This window comes from Immundisolibacter sp., assembly GCF_014359565.1.
Classification (GTDB): domain Bacteria; phylum Pseudomonadota; class Gammaproteobacteria; order Immundisolibacterales; family Immundisolibacteraceae; genus Immundisolibacter.
This window is the reverse complement of sequence record NZ_JACIZD010000001.1, coordinates 260030-276210: the sequence shown is the minus strand read 5'-3', so window position 1 is coordinate 276210 and position 16181 is coordinate 260030. Positions and strand designations below refer to the sequence as shown.

Below are 16181 nucleotides of genomic sequence, written 5' to 3'. Positions count from 1 at the left end.
CCAGCATCTCCATCGCCACCCATAACTAAGGAGAAACACCATGTCCAACAAACCCGTGGTCGCCACCATGATCGGTGACCCGTGCGGCATCGGGCCGGAAGTGGTGGTCAAGTCACTGGCGCTGGGCGGCATGTACGAGCAGTGCCGGCCGGTGGTGTTTGGCTGTACCGAGTCCGTGCAGCAGGCGGTAGACATGCTCGGCCTGAAGCTGAAGGTCCGCCGTGTCAGCGATGTCGAGGGTGCGGGACTGGATCCGGCCGTGATCGACGTCTACGACACCGGTCAGCTGGACCCGAAATTCATCACCCCGGCCAAGGCCAATGCCGAGTGCGGGCGCGCCAGCGCGGCCTGGCTGAAGGAAATGGAAAGCCTGGCCCTGGCCGGCAAGGTGCAGGCCACCATCATGGGTCCGATCAACACCGATGCCCTGAAGATGGCCGGCAAGTTCGACGAGGTGGTCGGCGTCGAGGTCGGCAAGACCTACCTGTTCCTGATCACCGGCCCGCTGCGGGTGGTGCACCTGACCGACCACATCCCGCTGCGTCAGGTGTGCGACATCATCTCGCCGGACCTTGTCTACAAGGCGCTGCGCACCATCCACGACGATTTCACCCGCTGGGGCATCCCCAACCCGCGCATCGTCGTGGCGGGCCTGAACGCCCACGCCTACGGCGAAGAGGACAAGACCCAGATCGCGCCCGGCGTGGAGCGGGCCAAGGCCGAGGGCATCAACGTGACCGGCCCGGCCTCGCCGGACAGCGTGTTTCGCTGGTGCATCGACGGCGAGTACGACGTGGTGCTGGCCATGTTCCACGACCAGGGCCACATCGCGGTCAAGACCTGGGGCTTCGTCGGCAACTGCGCCATGATCCTGGGCATGCCGTACATCCACATGTCGGTGGCGCACGGCACGGCTTTCGACATCGTCGGCAAGGGCATCGCCAGCCACGAGATGATGCTGACCGCCATGCGTCAGGCCGCCAGCCTGGCGGCCGGCAAGGGCTTTCACAAGGACGCCGCCGCGGCGTGAGTGTGGCCGCCCGCCAGGCAGCGCCGCTGGCGGCGGTCCTGCTGGACCTGGACGGCACGCTGGCCGACACCGCGGCGGACCTCGCGCAGGCGCTGAACCGCCTGCGCGATGAGCAGGGCATGGCGCCGCTGGCCGTGTCCGAGCTGCGGCCCTACGTATCGCAGGGCGCGCGTGGCATGCTCGCCTGCGCGCTCGACATCGGACCGCCGGACGCGGATTACGCCCGCGTGCGGGAGCGCTTTTTTGCCATCTATGCCGAGTCCTGCGCCCGCCGGGCAACGCTGTTCGATGGCTTTGCGGACGTGCTAGGCGAGCTGCGCGGGCGAGGTCTGCGCATCGGCATCGTCACCAACAAGCTGGAGCGCTTCGCGCTGCCGCTGCTGCGGGCGCTGGACGTGTGGCCGGACGCCGATTGCCTGATCACGCCCGACCTGCTGCGCCAGCCAAAGCCCGATCCCGAAGGCGTGCTGCTGGCCTGCCAGCGCCTGGGCGTGGCGCCGGCGGCCAGCGTGTTCGTGGGTGACGATCGGCGCGACGTGGTCGCCGGCAAGGCCGCCGGCACGCGCACCGTGGTGGCCGCTTACGGCTACATCGCGCCCGGTGAAGACGTAACCGAATGGGGCGCCGACGCCTGCATCGATTCGCCGGCCGGCCTGCTCGCCCTGTGCCGCAACTGGGGTGCCTGAATGGCCGTCGCGACGCCCGAGCTGACCGACATCGTCCTGCATCAGGCGACGCGCACGCTCGAAGTGCGCTTTGCCGACGGCAGCGTGTTCCGGCTGCCGGCCGAGTTCCTGCGCGTGCACTCGCCGTCGGCCGAGGTGCAGGGCCACGGACCGGGGCCGGGCGTGCTGGTCGGCGGCAAGCAGGAGGTCGCCATCACCCGGCTCGAGCCGGTCGGCCATTACGCGCTGCAGATCACCTTCTCGGATGGCCACGACAGCGGCCTGTTCGGCTTCGATTACCTGTACCGCCTGGGCCGTGAGCAGGACACGCTGTGGCAGCGGTATCTGGATCGCTTGGCCGAGGCGGGCCAGTCACGCCAGCCGTGAGCGCCGTTTACGCCAGCGTCGATGACCTGCGCCGCCAGGCGCAGCGCTACCTGCCGCGCATGGTGTTCGACTTCGTCGATGGCGGCGCCGAGCGCGAGATCACCCTGCGGGCCAATACCGCCGACTTCGAGCCGCTGCGTTTCGCGCCGCGCGTGTTGACCGACGTCAGTCAGGTCGATCTGTCCACCACGCTGCTGGGCGAGCAGCTTGCCCTGCCGCTGCTGATCGCGCCCATGGGCCTGTGCGGTCTGGTGCGCCCGGAAGGCGAACTGGCGCTGGCGCGCGCCGCCAAGGCGGCCGGCATCCCGTTTGTGCTGTCGACTGCCTCCAGTCATCCGCTGGAGGCGGTGATGGACGCCGCGCCGGGCAATATGTGGTTCCAGCTTTACATCTTTCGCGACCGCGAATTCGCCCGCAGCCTGCTGCAGCGTGCCCGCGCCGCCGGCTACCGGGCGCTGGTGGTGACGGTCGACCTGAGCCGCGGCGGCAAGCGCGAGAAGGACATCCACAATGGTTTTACCGTGCCGCCGCGCTTCACGCGCCGCACCGCGCTCGACCTGCTGCGCCACCCCGCCTGGCTGTGGCGCATGGCGCCGCACCGTGGCCTGACGCTGGGCAACCTGGTCGGCTGGGGCGGGCAGGACAGCAACGTGGTGGCGCTCGGCACCTTCATGAACACGCAGATCGATCCCAGCATTTCGTGGGCCGATCTGGATTGGCTGCGCGCCGAGTGGGATCTGCCGCTGCTGGTCAAGGGCATCCTGCATCCGGACGATGCCCGCCAGGCGGTTGCCGCCGGGGCTGACGGCATCATCGTGTCCAACCACGGCGGGCGCCAGCTGGACGGCGCGCCATCCACCATCAGCGCGCTGGCCGGCGTGGTCGATGCCGTGGGTACCAGCGCGGACGTCATCCTCGACAGCGGCGTGCGGCGCGGTGCCGACATCCTGAAAGCCCTGGCGCTGGGCGCACGTGCCTGCATGATCGGCAAGGCGGCGCTGTACGGCCTGGGTGCCGGCGGACAGGGCGGCGTCGAGCGCGTGCTGGCCATCCTGCGCCAGGAACTGGACGTCGCCATGGCCCTGACCGGCAATCACCGCGCCTGCGCAGTGCGGCCCGATACGCTCGAACCCTGACGGCGCGTCGTTTTTGTCTGCCGTGGACCGATCGGCATGTTAGATTCCGTCCCGGCGCCCGCTAAATGATCGCCCGGTCAGGCGCGCCTGATGGCGCCGCCGCGCCCGGCATGGAGGAGACATGAACGCACCCGCAGGCCGGCCACAGTGTGGCCACACGCAAGCCTTTGGTCTGGACACCGGTCCGGTGAGCACCGACACGGTGGTCACGCCGGAATTTTTCGCCCGCGAGCGGGAGGCGATTTTTCGCCACCAGTGGTTCAACCTTTTGAAGCGCGCCGAGGAGATTCCCAATCCGGGCGATTTCTTTGTGCGCGACATCGAGGTGCTGGGTACCTCGGTCATCGTCGCCCGCGGCCCGGACGGACAGCTGCGCGCCTTCCACAACGTCTGCACCCACCGCGGCAATCGGCTGGTGCGCGCCGCCGACGGCTGCGCGCGCGGCTGGCAGTGCGACTTCCACGGCTGGACCTTCGCCACCGACGGCAGCCTGCAGTTCGTGCCCGACGAGGGCCAGTTCTTCGATTTCGACAAGTCAAAGATGGGCCTGCCTTCGGTGCACCTGGACACCTGGGCCGGCTTCCTGTTCGTCAATTTCGATGAAACGCCGCGCCAGACGCTGGAACAGGCGATGGGTGACTTCAACCAGGACCTGAAGCCGTTTCCCTTCGACCAGATGATCTGCGCCGGACGCTGGCGCTACCACGTCAAGGCCAACTGGAAGGTGACCATGAACGCCTTTCAGGAGGGCTATCACGTGGCCTTCGTGCACAAGCGTTCGGCGCCGGATGCCTTCACCGGCACCGACAACCCATACTGCAACATCAGCTACATGAAGCTGCAGCCGAACGGCAACCAGCACCTGTCGGTACCCGGCAACCCGGCGCACGACCTGTCGCCGACCGAGCAGCTCGCCTTCAAGTTCGGTTCCACGTTCACGCAGGGCACGGGCGGGCGCGGCGCCTATCCGGGCACCCAGCAGGACAAGAGCGCCGACTGGGGTTTCGAGCTCAACATCCTGTTCCCGTTCTCGCGCATCAACGTCGGCGCCGGCTGGTACTACCTGGACGCCTTCTGGCCGGTGTCGCAGAACGAAACCGTGTACGAACTGGCCTATTACTTTCCGAAACCCAAGTCGGCGGCCGAGATGATCAGCCAGGAGTTCAGCAAGATCGTGCTGCGCGACCTGTCCCGGGAAGACCTGTACACCAACGAAGTCACGCAGCGGGCGCTCAATTCCGGCGCCATCAAGAGCATCACCCTGTCCGACCAGGAAGCGGCCGTGCGGCACCTGTACCGCACCGTCGAGCGGCTGGTCGGGCGCTGAGGAGAAACATTCGTGAAGTTCGGCATCTACAACGAAATCCAGGCCTCGCCCGGCGCCAATTACAAGCAGCGCTACGACGAGGCCCTGCGCAGCGTGGAACTGGGCGATGCGCTCGGTTACGACGTGTTCATGACACTCGAACACCACTTCTTCCCCACCTTCTCCATTTCGGTCAACCCGCTGGCGTTCTTTGCCGCGGCGGCGCAGCGCACGCGCAATATCCGTTTCCGCGCCATGTGCCACACCCTGCCGGTGCACAACCCACTGGTGCTGGCCGGTGAAATCGCGCAGTGCGACCACCTGACCGATGGCCGGCTGGAAGTGGGCGTCGGGCGCGGCCACGGCTGGCTGTTTGACCCGGCCAGCGTGCCGATGGCCGACAGCATCGGCCTGTACGAGGAATCGCTCGAAATCCTGCAGCGCGCCTGGAGCAACGAACGCTTCTCTTTTGAGGGCAAGCACTACAAGGTGCGCGACGTGCAGGTGGTGCCAAAGCCGCTGCAACCGAGCCTGAAAATCTTCCAGACCGGCACCAGCGCGCGGGTATTCGGCGACGCCGCCCGCAAGGGTTGGGGCGTGTTCGTCGGTGCCGCTTCGCCGCCGATGTTTGCCGAGGCGGTCCACACTTACGCCAATACCTGCAAGGAAGTCGGCAACGCCCCTCACGTGGGACTGGTGGTGCCGGCTTTTCTGGCCGCCGACGAGGCCACCGCCCACCGCGAGGCAGAACGGGCGATGATGCAAAGCTATCGCAATCTGGCAGTGCCGCAGGCCAGCATCAACAGCGAGGAGACCAAGGCCCGCCTGCGCGAGGGCGGTTTCCACTTCTACGCCGGCGGTTTCCTGAACCAGCTCAACGACTACACCTACGATTACGTCATCAAGAACGACATCGCCTTTGTTGGCACGCCGACGCAGTTCGTGGACTGGCTGGCGCGTTTTCGCCGTCAGTATTACGACTTTCAGGAACTGGCCGTGATGGGCGACTTCGGGGGGCTCGAAGAGTGGCAGATCGCCCGCACGCTGACGCTGTTCGCGCGCGAGGTCATGCCGGCATTGCGTTGACCGGCTGGCGAATCACCAAGGAGAAATCGCATGGCAAACGAGTGGCCGACCGAGTTCAAAGATCTGGAGCGCTTTCGTACCTGGGCGCTGCCGACCGAGGACGCGCGGATGCGCAAGCGTCTGGCGTCCAGCATGATCGAACTGACGGACTATTATCGGACCCTGCTGCCGCGCATGGAGGCATTGGCCGAGCAGTTGTCGCGGTTCTCGATCGACGACCTGCCGGCCGAGCAAAAACCGTTGCTGTATCTGGGCCTGATGTTCATGGAAGCGGCGGTGAGTGTGGAACTGTTCAAAGGGCCGGACGTGCCGGAGAGCCTGGGTGCGGAGCACATGGACGTGCTGTCGGAAACAATGGAGCGGCGCCTGCTGGCGAGCTGATCGTTACCAGAACACACCGTTACGGGAGGGGGACAAGTGTCAGGCATACCGATGAAGGGGCTTCTTCTGGCGGCATTGGCCATGGCCAGCCTGACCGGCTGTGGCAAGGATCAGGACCAGCCCGAAAAGGCGACCAGCAGCACGCCTGCAACGCCGCCGGCTGCGGCGTCGGCACCTGCCGCTGCGCCGGCACCCGCACCGGTCGAAGCCCCGGCAGCCGAGCCTGCCGCCGCCCTGCCACCCGAAAGCGCGGCTGCAACGTTTGCGGCCGCCGGCCTGCCGGATACCTTGATCAAGGACGGCTGCTATTCCTGCCACGACGTGAACGGCGCCCGCATTGGCCCGCCGCTGCGCGCGGTGGCGGGGCTGTACCGCACCGACCCGCAGGCCGTGGACAAGCTGACGCAGAAAGTCCTGCACGGCGGCGGTGGCGTGTGGGGGCCGACGCCGATGATCGCGCATCCGCAGCTGAGCGCCGAACAGGTACGGCCGATGATCGAGGCCATTCTCAAGCTCAACTGAATCTGATTCCGCGGGCCGGGTGCCAACCGGTGCCCGGCCCGCGGCCGTTTTTCGTCAAGGAGGTTTCATGACTGCTGTGCGCGCGGCTCACTACGACGCCGCCACCGTCGAGGCGTTTTTCAATCCCAAGGTCGTTGCCGTCATCGGCGCCTCACCGGACACGCTGTGGTCGCGCCAGTTGCTCGATGGCCTGCGTGGCCATGGTTTCCAGGGACGGGTGTACGTGGTCAACCCGTCGCGCAGTTCGGTGCTGGGTTTCCAGTCCTTCAAATCACTGGCCGACCTGCCGGAAAAACCCGATATCGCCGCCGTGCTGCTGGGCGCCAAACACGTGCCGGGCATGCTGGAACAGGTCGCCGCCACCGGCTGCAAGGCCGCCTATGTGCTGGCGGCCGGCTTCGAGAAGCCCGAGCAGATGGCGGCGCTGCGGGCGCAGGCCGAGAAACTGGGCCTGATCATCATCGGCCCCAACTGCAACGGCTACATCAACGCCGGCGCCGGCCTGCACCTGTGGACCGGCCCCATCAACCGCCCCTACCGGCACGGCACGGTGGCGCTGCTGGGCCAGTCCAGCGGCGTGCTGGGCGCGCTGTGCTGCCTGACCTGGGACCGCGGTCTTGGCATCAGCTTCCAGATCTCGACCGGCAATCAGGTCAATTTCGCGCTCACCGACGCGCTCAATTTCCTGGCCACCAACTCCGACACGCGGGTGGTGGTGACCTACGTCGAGCAGTTCGGCGACTACCCGCACTTCGTTGAAGCAGTACAGAAGTGCCGGGCCAACAACACGCCGGTGATCGTGGTGGCGATCGGCCGGTCCGAAGCCGGCCGCGGCGCGGCGCTGGGCCACACCGGCGCCATCACCACCACCGGCGCGATCACGCGCGCCGCCATCGAGGCGGCCGGCGCCATTCCGGTCGACACGCTGGACGAGGCGCTCGACCGCGCCTCGGTGTTCGCCGTCACGCCGCCGCGCAGCTGGCGGCCGGTGCGCACGGCAGGTCTGATCAGCATCTCCGGCGGCTGGTCGGCGCTGATGGGTGATTATTTCGCCGACGAGGGCATCGAAACGCCGCCGCTGCCCGAGAGCGTCACCCGGCTGCTGCCCGGCTGGGTCGAGAACGTCACCTTCAACAACCCCTTCGACATCACGGCGCAGATCTACGGTTTTGCCGAGGTCTACTACCAGATGGCCGACGAGATGATCAAACACGAGGGCTTCGACGCGGTGTCGATCATGTTCGGCAACTGGGACGGCGGCGAGCGCTTCTACGCGCCGGTCGCCACCTGGCAGGGCCGACTCCAAAAGCCCATCCTGGCCAGCTGCATCGAGACCAGTGCGCTCAAGGACACCTACCGCGACTGGCTGGACAGTGATCCGATGCCCAACGTGCAGGGCGGGCAGGCACTGGCGCGCGGCCTGGCGGCCATGCGTGACTACTTCGACAAGCCCGGTTACCTGCCGCAGGGCTGGTGCAACGACGAACCCAAGCGCTGGAAGGGTCCGGCGGTGGCGACCTTCCCGGACATGGTCAAGCCGCTGGCGGCGTACGGCCTGAATTGCGCCGGACACGTGACCCTGCTCGACCACACCGGCAAGGCCGGCGAGGGCAAGCCGTCGTTCCCGGCAGTGCTCAAGCTCGAATCGCCCGGCCTGCCGCACAAGACCGAACATGGCGCGGTCAAGGTCGGCATCGCCGACGCCGCCGCCTGCTCGGCCGCGGTCGAGGTGCTGGCCGCCATCGCCGAGCAGCAGAAACTGGCCACCTGGTCGATCATCGCCCAGCCCATGCTGGACCTGTCGGACAGCCTGGAACTGCTGGCCGGCGTGGTGCACGACCACGTGGCCGGCCCGGTGCTGACGCTGGGTGCCGGTGGCGTGCTGGCCGAGCTGTTCGACAAGCACGCCCACGCGCTGTGCCCGATCACGCCCGAGCAGGCCGAAGTCATGATCGACCGCATCGGCGTGCGCAAGATCCTGAACGGCTACCGCGGCAAGCCGGCGCTGGATACGGCCTCGCTGGTCAGCACCCTGGTCGGCCTGTCGCAGTTCGCCTACGAGCACCGCGACAGCCTCAAGGAGCTGGACCTGAACCCCGTCATCGTGCCGCCGGCCGGCACGCCGACCACCCTCATCGACGCGCTTGCGCGTTTCGACTGACCGGAAATCTGCCATGAAAGACAGCCTCAAACCCGGCCTGGAGCACACGTTCCAGTTCACCGTCACCGACGCCAAGACGGTGCCCAACATCTACCCCGAGGCGGCGGACTTCCAGGCCATGCCGCGGGTGTTCGCCACCGGCTACCTGGTGGCGCTGCTGGAGTGGGCCTGCATCGACGCCATCAAGCCGCACCTGGACTGGCCGGCCGAGCAGAGCGTCGGCACGCACATCAACGTGTCGCACCTGGCAGCCACCCCGCCGGGCCTGACGGTGACCGTGCAGGTGCGCCTGGACGAAGTGGACGGCAAGCGCCTGAAGTTCACCGTCAGCGCCCACGACGGCATTGACAAGATCGCCGAGGGCACGCACGAGCGCTTCGTGGTCGACGCCGAGAAGTTCAACGCCCGCTTGCAGAAAAAAATCCCGGCCTGACCGGGCACGGCGCCAAGACCGGCGCCCGACAACGCGACACGGAGGGGAGATGGCCTTGCTGGAAGCCTTCAGCCGCGCCGGCAACGCCGCCTCGGGCGTGGCCGAGCGCTACATCCCGGACGCCTGGGTGGTGTGCATGGTGCTGACCGCCATCGCCCTCGCGCTGGCGGTGTTCGGTGCCGATGCCGAGCCGCTGCGGGCGGTCACCGCCTGGGGCAACGGCATGTGGGGACTGCTGCAGATCACCATGCAGTTCTCGATCTCGGTGTTCGCGGCCTACGCCTGCGTGATGTCGCGGCCCGGCTTCTGGCTGTTCGACCGCCTGGCGCGCATCCCCAATCCGGACAAACCGGTGCAGGCGGTGCTGCTGCTGGCGGTCACCACCACCGTGACCGGGCTGCTGAACTGGGCGCTGTGCTTCGTGGTCAGCGCGCTGCTGATCCCGTTCGTGGCGCGGCGCAATCCGAAAACCGACATCCGCGTGCTGTGCGCGGCGGCCTTCATGGGCGTCGGCACGGTGACCAACGCCGCGCTGTCCGGCTCGGCGGCGCTGATCATGGCCACGCCCGACAACCCGATGATGAAGCCCGCCGCCGGCAGCCCGATCGTCGATCGCCTGTACCCGGTCACCGAGACCGTGTTTGCCCACTTCAACCTGATGCTGCTGGCGCTGCTGTCGGTAATCAGTATCGCCGCGATCTGCGCCCTGCATCCGCGCGGCAAGACGCCGGTAGTAACGCTGGACGCCGAGCGCCTGGACGCCATCCTGCCGCAGCCGCCCAGCATCGAGGCCGAGCGCGCCACGCCCGCCAGCTGGCTGGAGAACCGGCGCATCTGGTGTTACCTGGCCGGCGGCATGATCCTGTTCACGCTCGGCTACAACATGGCCACGCAGGGCTTCGCCCGGGCCTGGAACATCAACGCCTACAACGCCGTGTTCTTAGGTCTCGCCCTGCTGCTGCACGGCAACCCGCTGTCGTTCGTGCAGGCGGTGCGCCGCGGGCTCGATTCGGCCTACGGCGTGGTGCTGCAGTTTCCGTTCTACGGCGGCATCTTCGGCCTGATGACCGGCACCGAGCTGGGACACTGGCTGAGCAGCCTGTTCGTGCGCTTCTCCAGCCAGGAAATGTTCCCGCTGGTGATCTACGTCTACTCGGGGATCATGGACTTTTTCGTGCCCTCGGCCGGCTCGAAGTGGATCATCGAGGCGCCCTACGTCATCCCGGCGGCGCGCGAACTGGGCGTTTCCGTGACCACCACGCTGCTTGCCTACATGCACGGCGGCTCGCTGACCAACCTGATCCACCCGTACATGGCCATCCCCATCGTCGCCATCACCGGTATCCGCTTCGGCCGCTTTGCCGGGTACTCGTTCATGGTCGGCGTGCCGATCGGCATCATGATGATGATTGCCATGCTGTTCATCCCGCCGAATCTTTGAGTCGACACCTGAATCCAAAGGAAACACCGAAGCATTCAGCGCCTGCACCGGAGCCATGGAATTTCCCACCGCGGTTCTGCGGTGTGGGAGGCCCGCCCTCGGGCCGAATGCTCGATCGAAGATTCGCGGCGGGGGCGCCGCTCCCACATCGAAGGAGGCCACCATGTCGCTGCCGGTAACCGCCATCGCCCGGGTCGGCGTGCTGACACGCGACTGCCGCGCCGCCGCTGCCCAGTACGCACGCTTTTTCGGCATCAACGACTGGCGCGTCGCCGACTGCGCCGGGCGCACCGAGGACGGGTACGAGTATGCCCACCGGCAGGCGGTGGGTTACGCCAACGGCGTTGGCTTCGAGCTGATCGAGCCGCAGTCCGGGGTATGGGCGCAGGCGCTCGACCGCTGCGGCGAGGGGCCAAGCCATGTGGTGATCCCGGCCCCCGACTGGGCAGCGCTGACGCAGGCGCAGGCGGCCGCCGGTCTGGCTAGCTTGGCCGAGCACGCGGAGCATGGCGGCCGGCGCCGGCTGCTCGACAGCCGCACGGCGCTGGGCGGCCTGGGCCTGGTGTTCGCCGACGCCGACGCGCTGATCCCGCACGGCGAGCCGCTGCACCTGCCGGGCGAGGCCATCCTGCCGGTGCAAAAGCTCTATCAGGTGTCGGTGATGGTGCGCGACCTGGAGGCAGCGAAGGCGCGCTTTCGCGCGTTGCTGGGCATCGAGGCCTGGGTCGACATCGGCATCGACAGCGCGCAGATGCCCGGCTGCGAGTATTACGGCAGGCCGGTCGAACATACCGCCCGCCTGGCCATCGGTCGGCGCGAGGGCGCCTGCTTCGAATTGGTCGAGCCGCTCAGCGGCCCCACCGTCTACCGCGACGCGCTCGACCGGCGCGGCGAGTGCGTGCACCACATCATGGTCAGCCTGGCGTCGCCGCAGGACTTCCAGCGCGCGGCGGCCGAGTTGGCGCCGCGCGGCATCGTGGTCGGCCAGTCCGCCAGCATCCCGGGCCTGATGGCCTTTGCCTACTTCGACGGCGGCCAGCCGCTGGCTGGCCTGTTCGTGGAAGTGATCCAGCCATTGGCCGACAACTGGCTGGAGCTGATGTTCCCGAGTCCGGAAATTGCCCGCATCGTGGTCGGGGACTGAAGAACGTCTGTGTTCAGCGCCTGAGGCGCACGCGGCGAAGCCTGGCACTTGGAACGCTCCCGGTCGCCGTGCCGGTGGGCGTTTGCAACGATAATCCCCGCCTTCCTGACGCACAGCCGGCCTGCACCTGTCGCAGTGCCGCGAGAAAGCCCGCCCGTGAATGCCACGTTTCCGCCAGCGCCCGACGCGGCCCGGCCAACGCCTCTGATCTGGGCGCTGCAGGCCGAGAAGGCCGGCGACAACGCGCAGGTGGACACGCTGCTGGAGGCAGTCGGCCTGCCGGTCACGGTCAAGCGCCTGCGCATGCGCCGGCGCTGGCATCGGGGCAAGCCCAGGATCCGCGCCGGGTTGGGACACCTCGACCGGGCGGCGAGCGATGCACTGGAGCCGCCCTGGCCGGACATGGTGGTGCTCAGCGGGCGGCGTTTGATGAACGTGGCTCTTTGGCTGCGGGAACAGTCACGGGGCCGCACGCGGCTGGTACTGGTCGGGCGTCCGCATGGCCATTACGAGGCTTTCGATCTGATCATCGCCGCGCCGCAGTTTCGTCTGCCCGCGCGCGCGAACGTGATCAATCTTGAGTTGCCCTTGATCGTGCCGCCGCCGGCCGCCATCGGCGAGGCAGTTGAGCGCTGGCGCGACGAATTCGCGGCACTCGCCCGGCCGATTACCGCCGTGCTGGTCGGCGGCCCCACACAGCCGTTTCGCTTCGGTCCCGACCAGGCGCGAGCGCTGATCGCCCTCACGCTCGCTGCGACCGGTGGCGCCGGCACCCTGTACGTGAGCACCAGCCGGCGTACCCCGACTGGGGTGGCCGACGCGCTGGCGGCGAAGCTGCCGGCGGGCGCGAGGCTGTTCCGTTGGAGCGCCGAGGCGTCTGACAACCCCTACCTGGCGCTGCTGGCCCTGGCCGACCGCTTCGTGGTGACCGGTGACAGCGCCTCGATGCTGGTCGAGGTGGCGCGTCTGGGGCGGCCGCTGGCGATTTTCGAGTTGCCAGCCTGGCGAGGGCCACGGCAGCTGCTGGCGCGGGTGCTGCTGCGTGCCCGGGCGCTGTGGCCGGCCCGGCTCGGCCGCCCACAGCGCGATCTGACGGCGCTACACCGTGTCCTGTACCGGCTCGATTTGGCGCGGCCACTGGACCGGGGTTTTTCGCCGCCATCCGATGGCGCTGGCGTGTCGGCGCAGCTGGCCGAAATCCGGAGCCGTGTGCTGGTCCTGCTGGAGGGTTCTGCACCGTGACGCGCCCGCAGCGCCCTGCCCACCGGCAGAAACCCCGGTCGAAGCGCAGCGTCGTTGCGCGATGATCGCCCGGCACAGCCGGGCTCCCACAGTTTTCCGATGGCTCACACGATCGAGCGCGTCCGTGTTGGACTGCCGGTCATGTTCGAGCCGCTCACCTTGCGGAGGCATCGTGTCGATTGCCAGAGTCGATGATCTGCTGCGCGCCGTCTTGCTGCGAGCGGGTCGTGTGTTGCCGCCGCCGCGGCGCAAGCGCTTTGCGCGCCAGGTTCGCGGCTGGCACGAGGCGCGCTGCATCGGGCGCGCCAATGCGGTGGTGCTGTCGCACGCCAAGAGTGGACGCACCTGGCTTGCCACCATGCTGGCCGCCTACGAGCGTGCGGCGGGTGCGCCGGTCGGGGTGTTCTTCAGTCACGACAATTACATCCGTGACTGGAGCGCGCGCGGCGCGCAGCCCTGGCATGCCGGCAAACGACTGGTACTGCTGGTGCGCGAGCCCGGGGACGTGCTGGTGTCCTTCTACCACCACTGGCAGCACCGCATGAAGCCGGGCAAGCACTGGGTCAACGACTATCCATACGGACCGCTGGATCTGTGGGAATTCACCCAGCATCCGCGCACCGGGCTCGACAATCTGATCGCCTTCATGAATCGCCTGGCAGCGGAAACCGCCGGTCGCGACGACGTGCTGCGCGTGCGTTACGAAGACCTGCGCCGCACCCCGCAGGAGGCCCTGGAACAGCTGATCCGCTTCGTGGCCGGCAGTGTCGATCCGGCCGCGGTGCGCGCGGCGGTCGAGTACGGTTCCTTCCAGAACATGCAGCGCCTGGAGCGGCAAAACGCCGACGATCCGCGGGCGTCCAGTCGGCTCAAGCCGCGCGACGTGAACAACCCGCAGTCGTTCAAGGTGCGCAGCGGGCGCGTGGGCGGCTACCGGGAGGTCTACACGCCCGAGCAGGTGGCCCGCATCGACGCCCAGGTGCGGGCCGAACTGGATCCCAGCTTCGGCTACCCGCTGGGCTGATTCACCCGCTCGCTCAGAACCAGCGCGGCGCGCAGGATGTATTTCTGCGGAAAATCGGCGCAGGCCACCTGCGGGCGCAGCCCGTGGTCGGCCAGCTCGCCGATGCTGCCGCGAAAGTAGTTGCGCCGATCGACATTGAGGCGTTGCCAGAAGCCGCGGTTCACGTCTCGAAACGGCTCGATCATCAGCGCGTGCGAGCGCACCACGCGAGCGATTTCGGCCAGCGCCCGGGCACGGATCTGCTCCATTTGCTCCAGCGCCAGCACGGTGATGGCCATGTCGAAGGCACCGTTCTCGAACGGCAGCTCGGTCGCCGATCCCTGCACGAAGCGCACCCGGCGAAAGCCCTGCAGGTCGGCCAGCGGCTGCGGCGCGAAGGCCTGCAGATGTTCCGGCAGCAGCGCATGGGTCTGCTGAAAGGATTGTGCCGCGGCGTGTCCCTCGGCCGTCAGTTCGATGCCGGTGAAGGCAATGTCCGGAAAGCGGCAGGCCAGCAGCAGCAGGTTGATGCCGTTGCCGCAGCCGACCTCGAGCACCGTCTTCGGGCGCACCCGCTCGATGGCCTTGATCAACAGCAGCTGGCGCCAGCGCGTGGCGCCCAGGGTGTTCGCCAGCAGGCGCTGACCACGCCATAGCCACGGCGTGGCGTCGCTGGAAGCCTGCCGCAGGTCGTAGCGGTCGAAAGCCCAGCGTGACCAGACATCGCCATACTCGGCTTGCACCACCTCGACGCTGCGGCCCTGTGGCAAGGAGCCCTGGTGGCCCGGGGCGCGCCACAGCCGGCGCAGGACCTTGTAGCGCTGCCGCCAGACCTGTGTCTGCCAGCGCCGATCGAAACGCGATACCTGCGCCGACACGAACGGTTCCAGCAGCTCATCGATCTGCCCGGGTGTGACGCCCAGCGCGTCCGTCAGCGACGACAGCGGAACCGGAACACTCGACATGCGTGGTGACCTCGTCTGATGCAGGGGCCCACAGCGGGCATGACGCCGACGCGGCAGTTAGCTGGTGATCGGGCCGTTGCTGGGCGGCGCGTTCAGGCGTGCCTGGCGGGGATTTCGTGATTGGCGTCGGGTGCCGCGGGAGCGGCGGGCGATCGCACGCGGCTCGGGCGAAGTTTAACAGTCGCGCCGCCAGCCCCAGCGCTGTGCGGCGCCACCCAGCGGCTTGGCGTGAGCCGGCGCCAAGCAGCGCGGCGCTTGACGGCGGGCAATTGGCGGCGCACCCCGACGCGGGTACCCTTCGAACCGACAAGGCGCGCCAGTTGAGGGCGCGTCAGGCGGCCAGCGGAGGCGAGCGTGGACGGCACGGTCTTTATCCACACCAACGAGAAGCAGATCATCGGCGCCATCGTTGCCGCCCACGCCATGCGCCGCAATTCGCGCCAGCCGGACGCCTTCGAGGTGCGCATCATCAAGGCCGAGGAGCAGCCGTTCCTGGCAGCGCACGAGGGGCGCGCCTTCCTGCGCGACGGCGCCACGCGCGTGTGGCGCAACGATGACCTGCAGTCGTTCACGCCGCTGCGTTTCCTGCCGCCGGCACTGATGGGCTACCAGGGCCGGGCGGTGGTGGTGGACCCGGACGTGTTCGCGGTGGGCGACGTGCACGCGCTGCTGACGCGCGACATGCACGGCAGCGCCATCATGTGCCGGGCGCGGGAGGGTGCCAAGCAGTACGCCTCCAGCGTGATGCTGCTCGACTGCGCCAGGCTCACGCACTGGCGCTGCGAGGAGCAGTTCGAGGAGCTGTTCCAGATGCGGCGCGATTACATGGATTGGATCTCGCTGCGCTGCGAGGATCCGGCGACCATCGGGCTGCTGGAGCCCGAGTGGAACGACTTCGACCGGCTCACCCCGGCCACGCAGATGCTGCACACAACCAAGCGCCGCACGCAGCCTTGGAAGACCGGCCTGCCGGTGGATTTCACGCCCTCGGCGCGGCATCTGGATCGCTCATTGGGCGGGCGGCTGCGCAGCATGGTGCGCAGCATCAAGGGCAAGCCGGCACCGCGGGCGACCTACGAACCGCACCCGCAGCCGGCCGTGGAGGCGTTTTTCTTCCAGCTGCTCGGCGAGTGTCTCGATCAGGGGCTGGTGACCGAGGCCATGCTGCGCGAGCAGATGGCGCGCGACCATGTGCGCCACGACGCCTTCGAGGTGCTGGCGCGGGTGCGTCGACAAGCCGCCGCCTGAGATTCGCCGCCCAGCGCCGGCCAGCCGCCGA

General features: G+C 67.9%; 16 protein-coding genes. 15 read left to right on the top strand and 1 reads right to left on the bottom strand.

The genetic code is table 11. The features are described from left to right. Nucleotides 1-40 precede the first annotated feature (40 nt). The 14 genes from H5U26_RS01325 (at nucleotide 41) to H5U26_RS01260 (ending at nucleotide 13958) form a co-directional block, all read left to right on the top strand. Nucleotides 41-1030, top strand: a complete 990-nt coding sequence (locus H5U26_RS01325) for a 4-hydroxythreonine-4-phosphate dehydrogenase PdxA (protein WP_290615875.1) — start codon at nucleotides 41-43, stop codon at nucleotides 1028-1030. Then, nucleotides 1027-1716 carry an HAD-IA family hydrolase gene (locus H5U26_RS01320; RefSeq protein WP_290615873.1) on the top strand — a complete coding sequence of 230 codons (690 nt, stop codon included), beginning with the start codon at nucleotides 1027-1029 and terminating at the stop codon, nucleotides 1714-1716. The genes H5U26_RS01325 and H5U26_RS01320 overlap by 4 nt, the downstream gene beginning before the upstream one ends. After that, nucleotides 1717-2082, top strand: coding sequence for a DUF971 domain-containing protein (locus H5U26_RS01315; RefSeq protein ID WP_290615871.1), 366 nt, complete (start codon nucleotides 1717-1719; stop codon nucleotides 2080-2082). It begins immediately after the preceding gene. After that, the gene (locus H5U26_RS01310) at nucleotides 2079-3218 is read left to right on the top strand and encodes an alpha-hydroxy acid oxidase (RefSeq protein WP_290615869.1); all 1140 of its coding nucleotides are present in this window, start codon (nucleotides 2079-2081) and stop codon (nucleotides 3216-3218) included. Before H5U26_RS01315 ends, H5U26_RS01310 begins: the two co-directional genes overlap by 4 nt. A 121-nt stretch (nucleotides 3219-3339) precedes the next feature. Beyond that, nucleotides 3340-4545, top strand: a complete 1206-nt coding sequence (locus H5U26_RS01305; protein ID WP_290615867.1) for an aromatic ring-hydroxylating dioxygenase subunit alpha — start codon at nucleotides 3340-3342, stop codon at nucleotides 4543-4545. 12 nt (nucleotides 4546-4557) lie between these two features. Continuing rightward, entirely contained in the window at nucleotides 4558-5610 is a 1053-nt protein-coding gene (locus H5U26_RS01300) for an LLM class flavin-dependent oxidoreductase (protein WP_290615865.1), read from the top strand. 30 nt (nucleotides 5611-5640) lie between these two features. Beyond that, the gene (locus tag H5U26_RS01295) at nucleotides 5641-5991 is read left to right on the top strand and encodes a hypothetical protein (RefSeq protein ID WP_290615863.1); all 351 of its coding nucleotides are present in this window, start codon (nucleotides 5641-5643) and stop codon (nucleotides 5989-5991) included. A gap of 51 nt (nucleotides 5992-6042) precedes the next feature. Next, the gene (locus H5U26_RS01290; protein ID WP_290615861.1) at nucleotides 6043-6513 is read left to right on the top strand and encodes a c-type cytochrome; all 471 of its coding nucleotides are present in this window, start codon (nucleotides 6043-6045) and stop codon (nucleotides 6511-6513) included. Nucleotides 6514-6580: 67 nt separating this feature from the next. Beyond that, a complete protein-coding gene (locus H5U26_RS01285) occupies nucleotides 6581-8674 on the top strand; it encodes an acetate--CoA ligase family protein (protein WP_290615859.1) in 2094 nt (697 codons plus the stop codon). Between the two features lie 13 nt (nucleotides 8675-8687). Next, the gene (locus H5U26_RS01280) at nucleotides 8688-9107 is read left to right on the top strand and encodes a thioesterase family protein (RefSeq protein ID WP_290615857.1); all 420 of its coding nucleotides are present in this window, start codon (nucleotides 8688-8690) and stop codon (nucleotides 9105-9107) included. A 49-nt stretch (nucleotides 9108-9156) separates the two neighbouring features. Beyond that, entirely contained in the window at nucleotides 9157-10548 is a 1392-nt protein-coding gene (locus H5U26_RS01275; RefSeq protein ID WP_290615855.1) for a TIGR00366 family protein, read from the top strand. A gap of 163 nt (nucleotides 10549-10711) precedes the next feature. After that, nucleotides 10712-11692: a VOC family protein gene (locus tag H5U26_RS01270; protein ID WP_290615853.1), complete on the top strand. Its 981-nt coding sequence runs from the start codon at nucleotides 10712-10714 to the stop codon at nucleotides 11690-11692. A 156-nt stretch (nucleotides 11693-11848) separates the two neighbouring features. Further along, the gene (locus H5U26_RS01265) at nucleotides 11849-12934 is read left to right on the top strand and encodes an ELM1/GtrOC1 family putative glycosyltransferase (protein WP_290615851.1); all 1086 of its coding nucleotides are present in this window, start codon (nucleotides 11849-11851) and stop codon (nucleotides 12932-12934) included. Between the two features lie 172 nt (nucleotides 12935-13106). Next, nucleotides 13107-13958 carry a sulfotransferase domain-containing protein gene (locus H5U26_RS01260; protein ID WP_290615849.1) on the top strand — a complete coding sequence of 284 codons (852 nt, stop codon included), beginning with the start codon at nucleotides 13107-13109 and terminating at the stop codon, nucleotides 13956-13958. On the opposite strand, the gene H5U26_RS01255 is transcribed toward H5U26_RS01260, so the two are convergent. After that, on the bottom strand, nucleotides 13943-14902 hold the full coding sequence (locus H5U26_RS01255; RefSeq protein WP_290615847.1) for a class I SAM-dependent methyltransferase: 960 nt from the start codon (nucleotides 14900-14902) through the stop codon (nucleotides 13943-13945). The genes H5U26_RS01260 and H5U26_RS01255 overlap by 16 nt on opposite strands. Nucleotides 14903-15256: 354 nt before the next feature. Here H5U26_RS01255 and H5U26_RS01250 point away from each other — a divergent pair, with 354 nt between their 5' ends. Beyond that, nucleotides 15257-16150, top strand: a complete 894-nt coding sequence (locus tag H5U26_RS01250; RefSeq protein WP_290615845.1) for a hypothetical protein — start codon at nucleotides 15257-15259, stop codon at nucleotides 16148-16150. The last annotated feature ends 31 nt before the right edge of the window (nucleotides 16151-16181 follow it).

Bases quoted from the DNA above. Each gene is read 5' to 3' on its own strand.
- H5U26_RS01325 (WP_290615875.1), top strand. From the start codon at position 41: ATGTCCAACAAACCCGTGGTCGCCACCATGATCGGTGACCCGTGCGGC.
- H5U26_RS01315 (WP_290615871.1), top strand. From the start codon at position 1,717: ATGGCCGTCGCGACGCCCGAGCTGACCGACATCGTCCTGCATCAGGCG.
- H5U26_RS01305 (WP_290615867.1), top strand. From the start codon at position 3,340: ATGAACGCACCCGCAGGCCGGCCACAGTGTGGCCACACGCAAGCCTTT.
- H5U26_RS01295 (WP_290615863.1), top strand. From the start codon at position 5,641: ATGGCAAACGAGTGGCCGACCGAGTTCAAAGATCTGGAGCGCTTTCGT.
- H5U26_RS01290 (WP_290615861.1), top strand. From the start codon at position 6,043: ATGAAGGGGCTTCTTCTGGCGGCATTGGCCATGGCCAGCCTGACCGGC.
- H5U26_RS01285 (WP_290615859.1), top strand. From the start codon at position 6,581: ATGACTGCTGTGCGCGCGGCTCACTACGACGCCGCCACCGTCGAGGCG.
- H5U26_RS01280 (WP_290615857.1), top strand. From the start codon at position 8,688: ATGAAAGACAGCCTCAAACCCGGCCTGGAGCACACGTTCCAGTTCACC.
- H5U26_RS01275 (WP_290615855.1), top strand. From the start codon at position 9,157: ATGGCCTTGCTGGAAGCCTTCAGCCGCGCCGGCAACGCCGCCTCGGGC.
- H5U26_RS01270 (WP_290615853.1), top strand. From the start codon at position 10,712: ATGTCGCTGCCGGTAACCGCCATCGCCCGGGTCGGCGTGCTGACACGC.
- H5U26_RS01255 (WP_290615847.1), bottom strand. From the start codon at position 14,902: ATGTCGAGTGTTCCGGTTCCGCTGTCGTCGCTGACGGACGCGCTGGGC.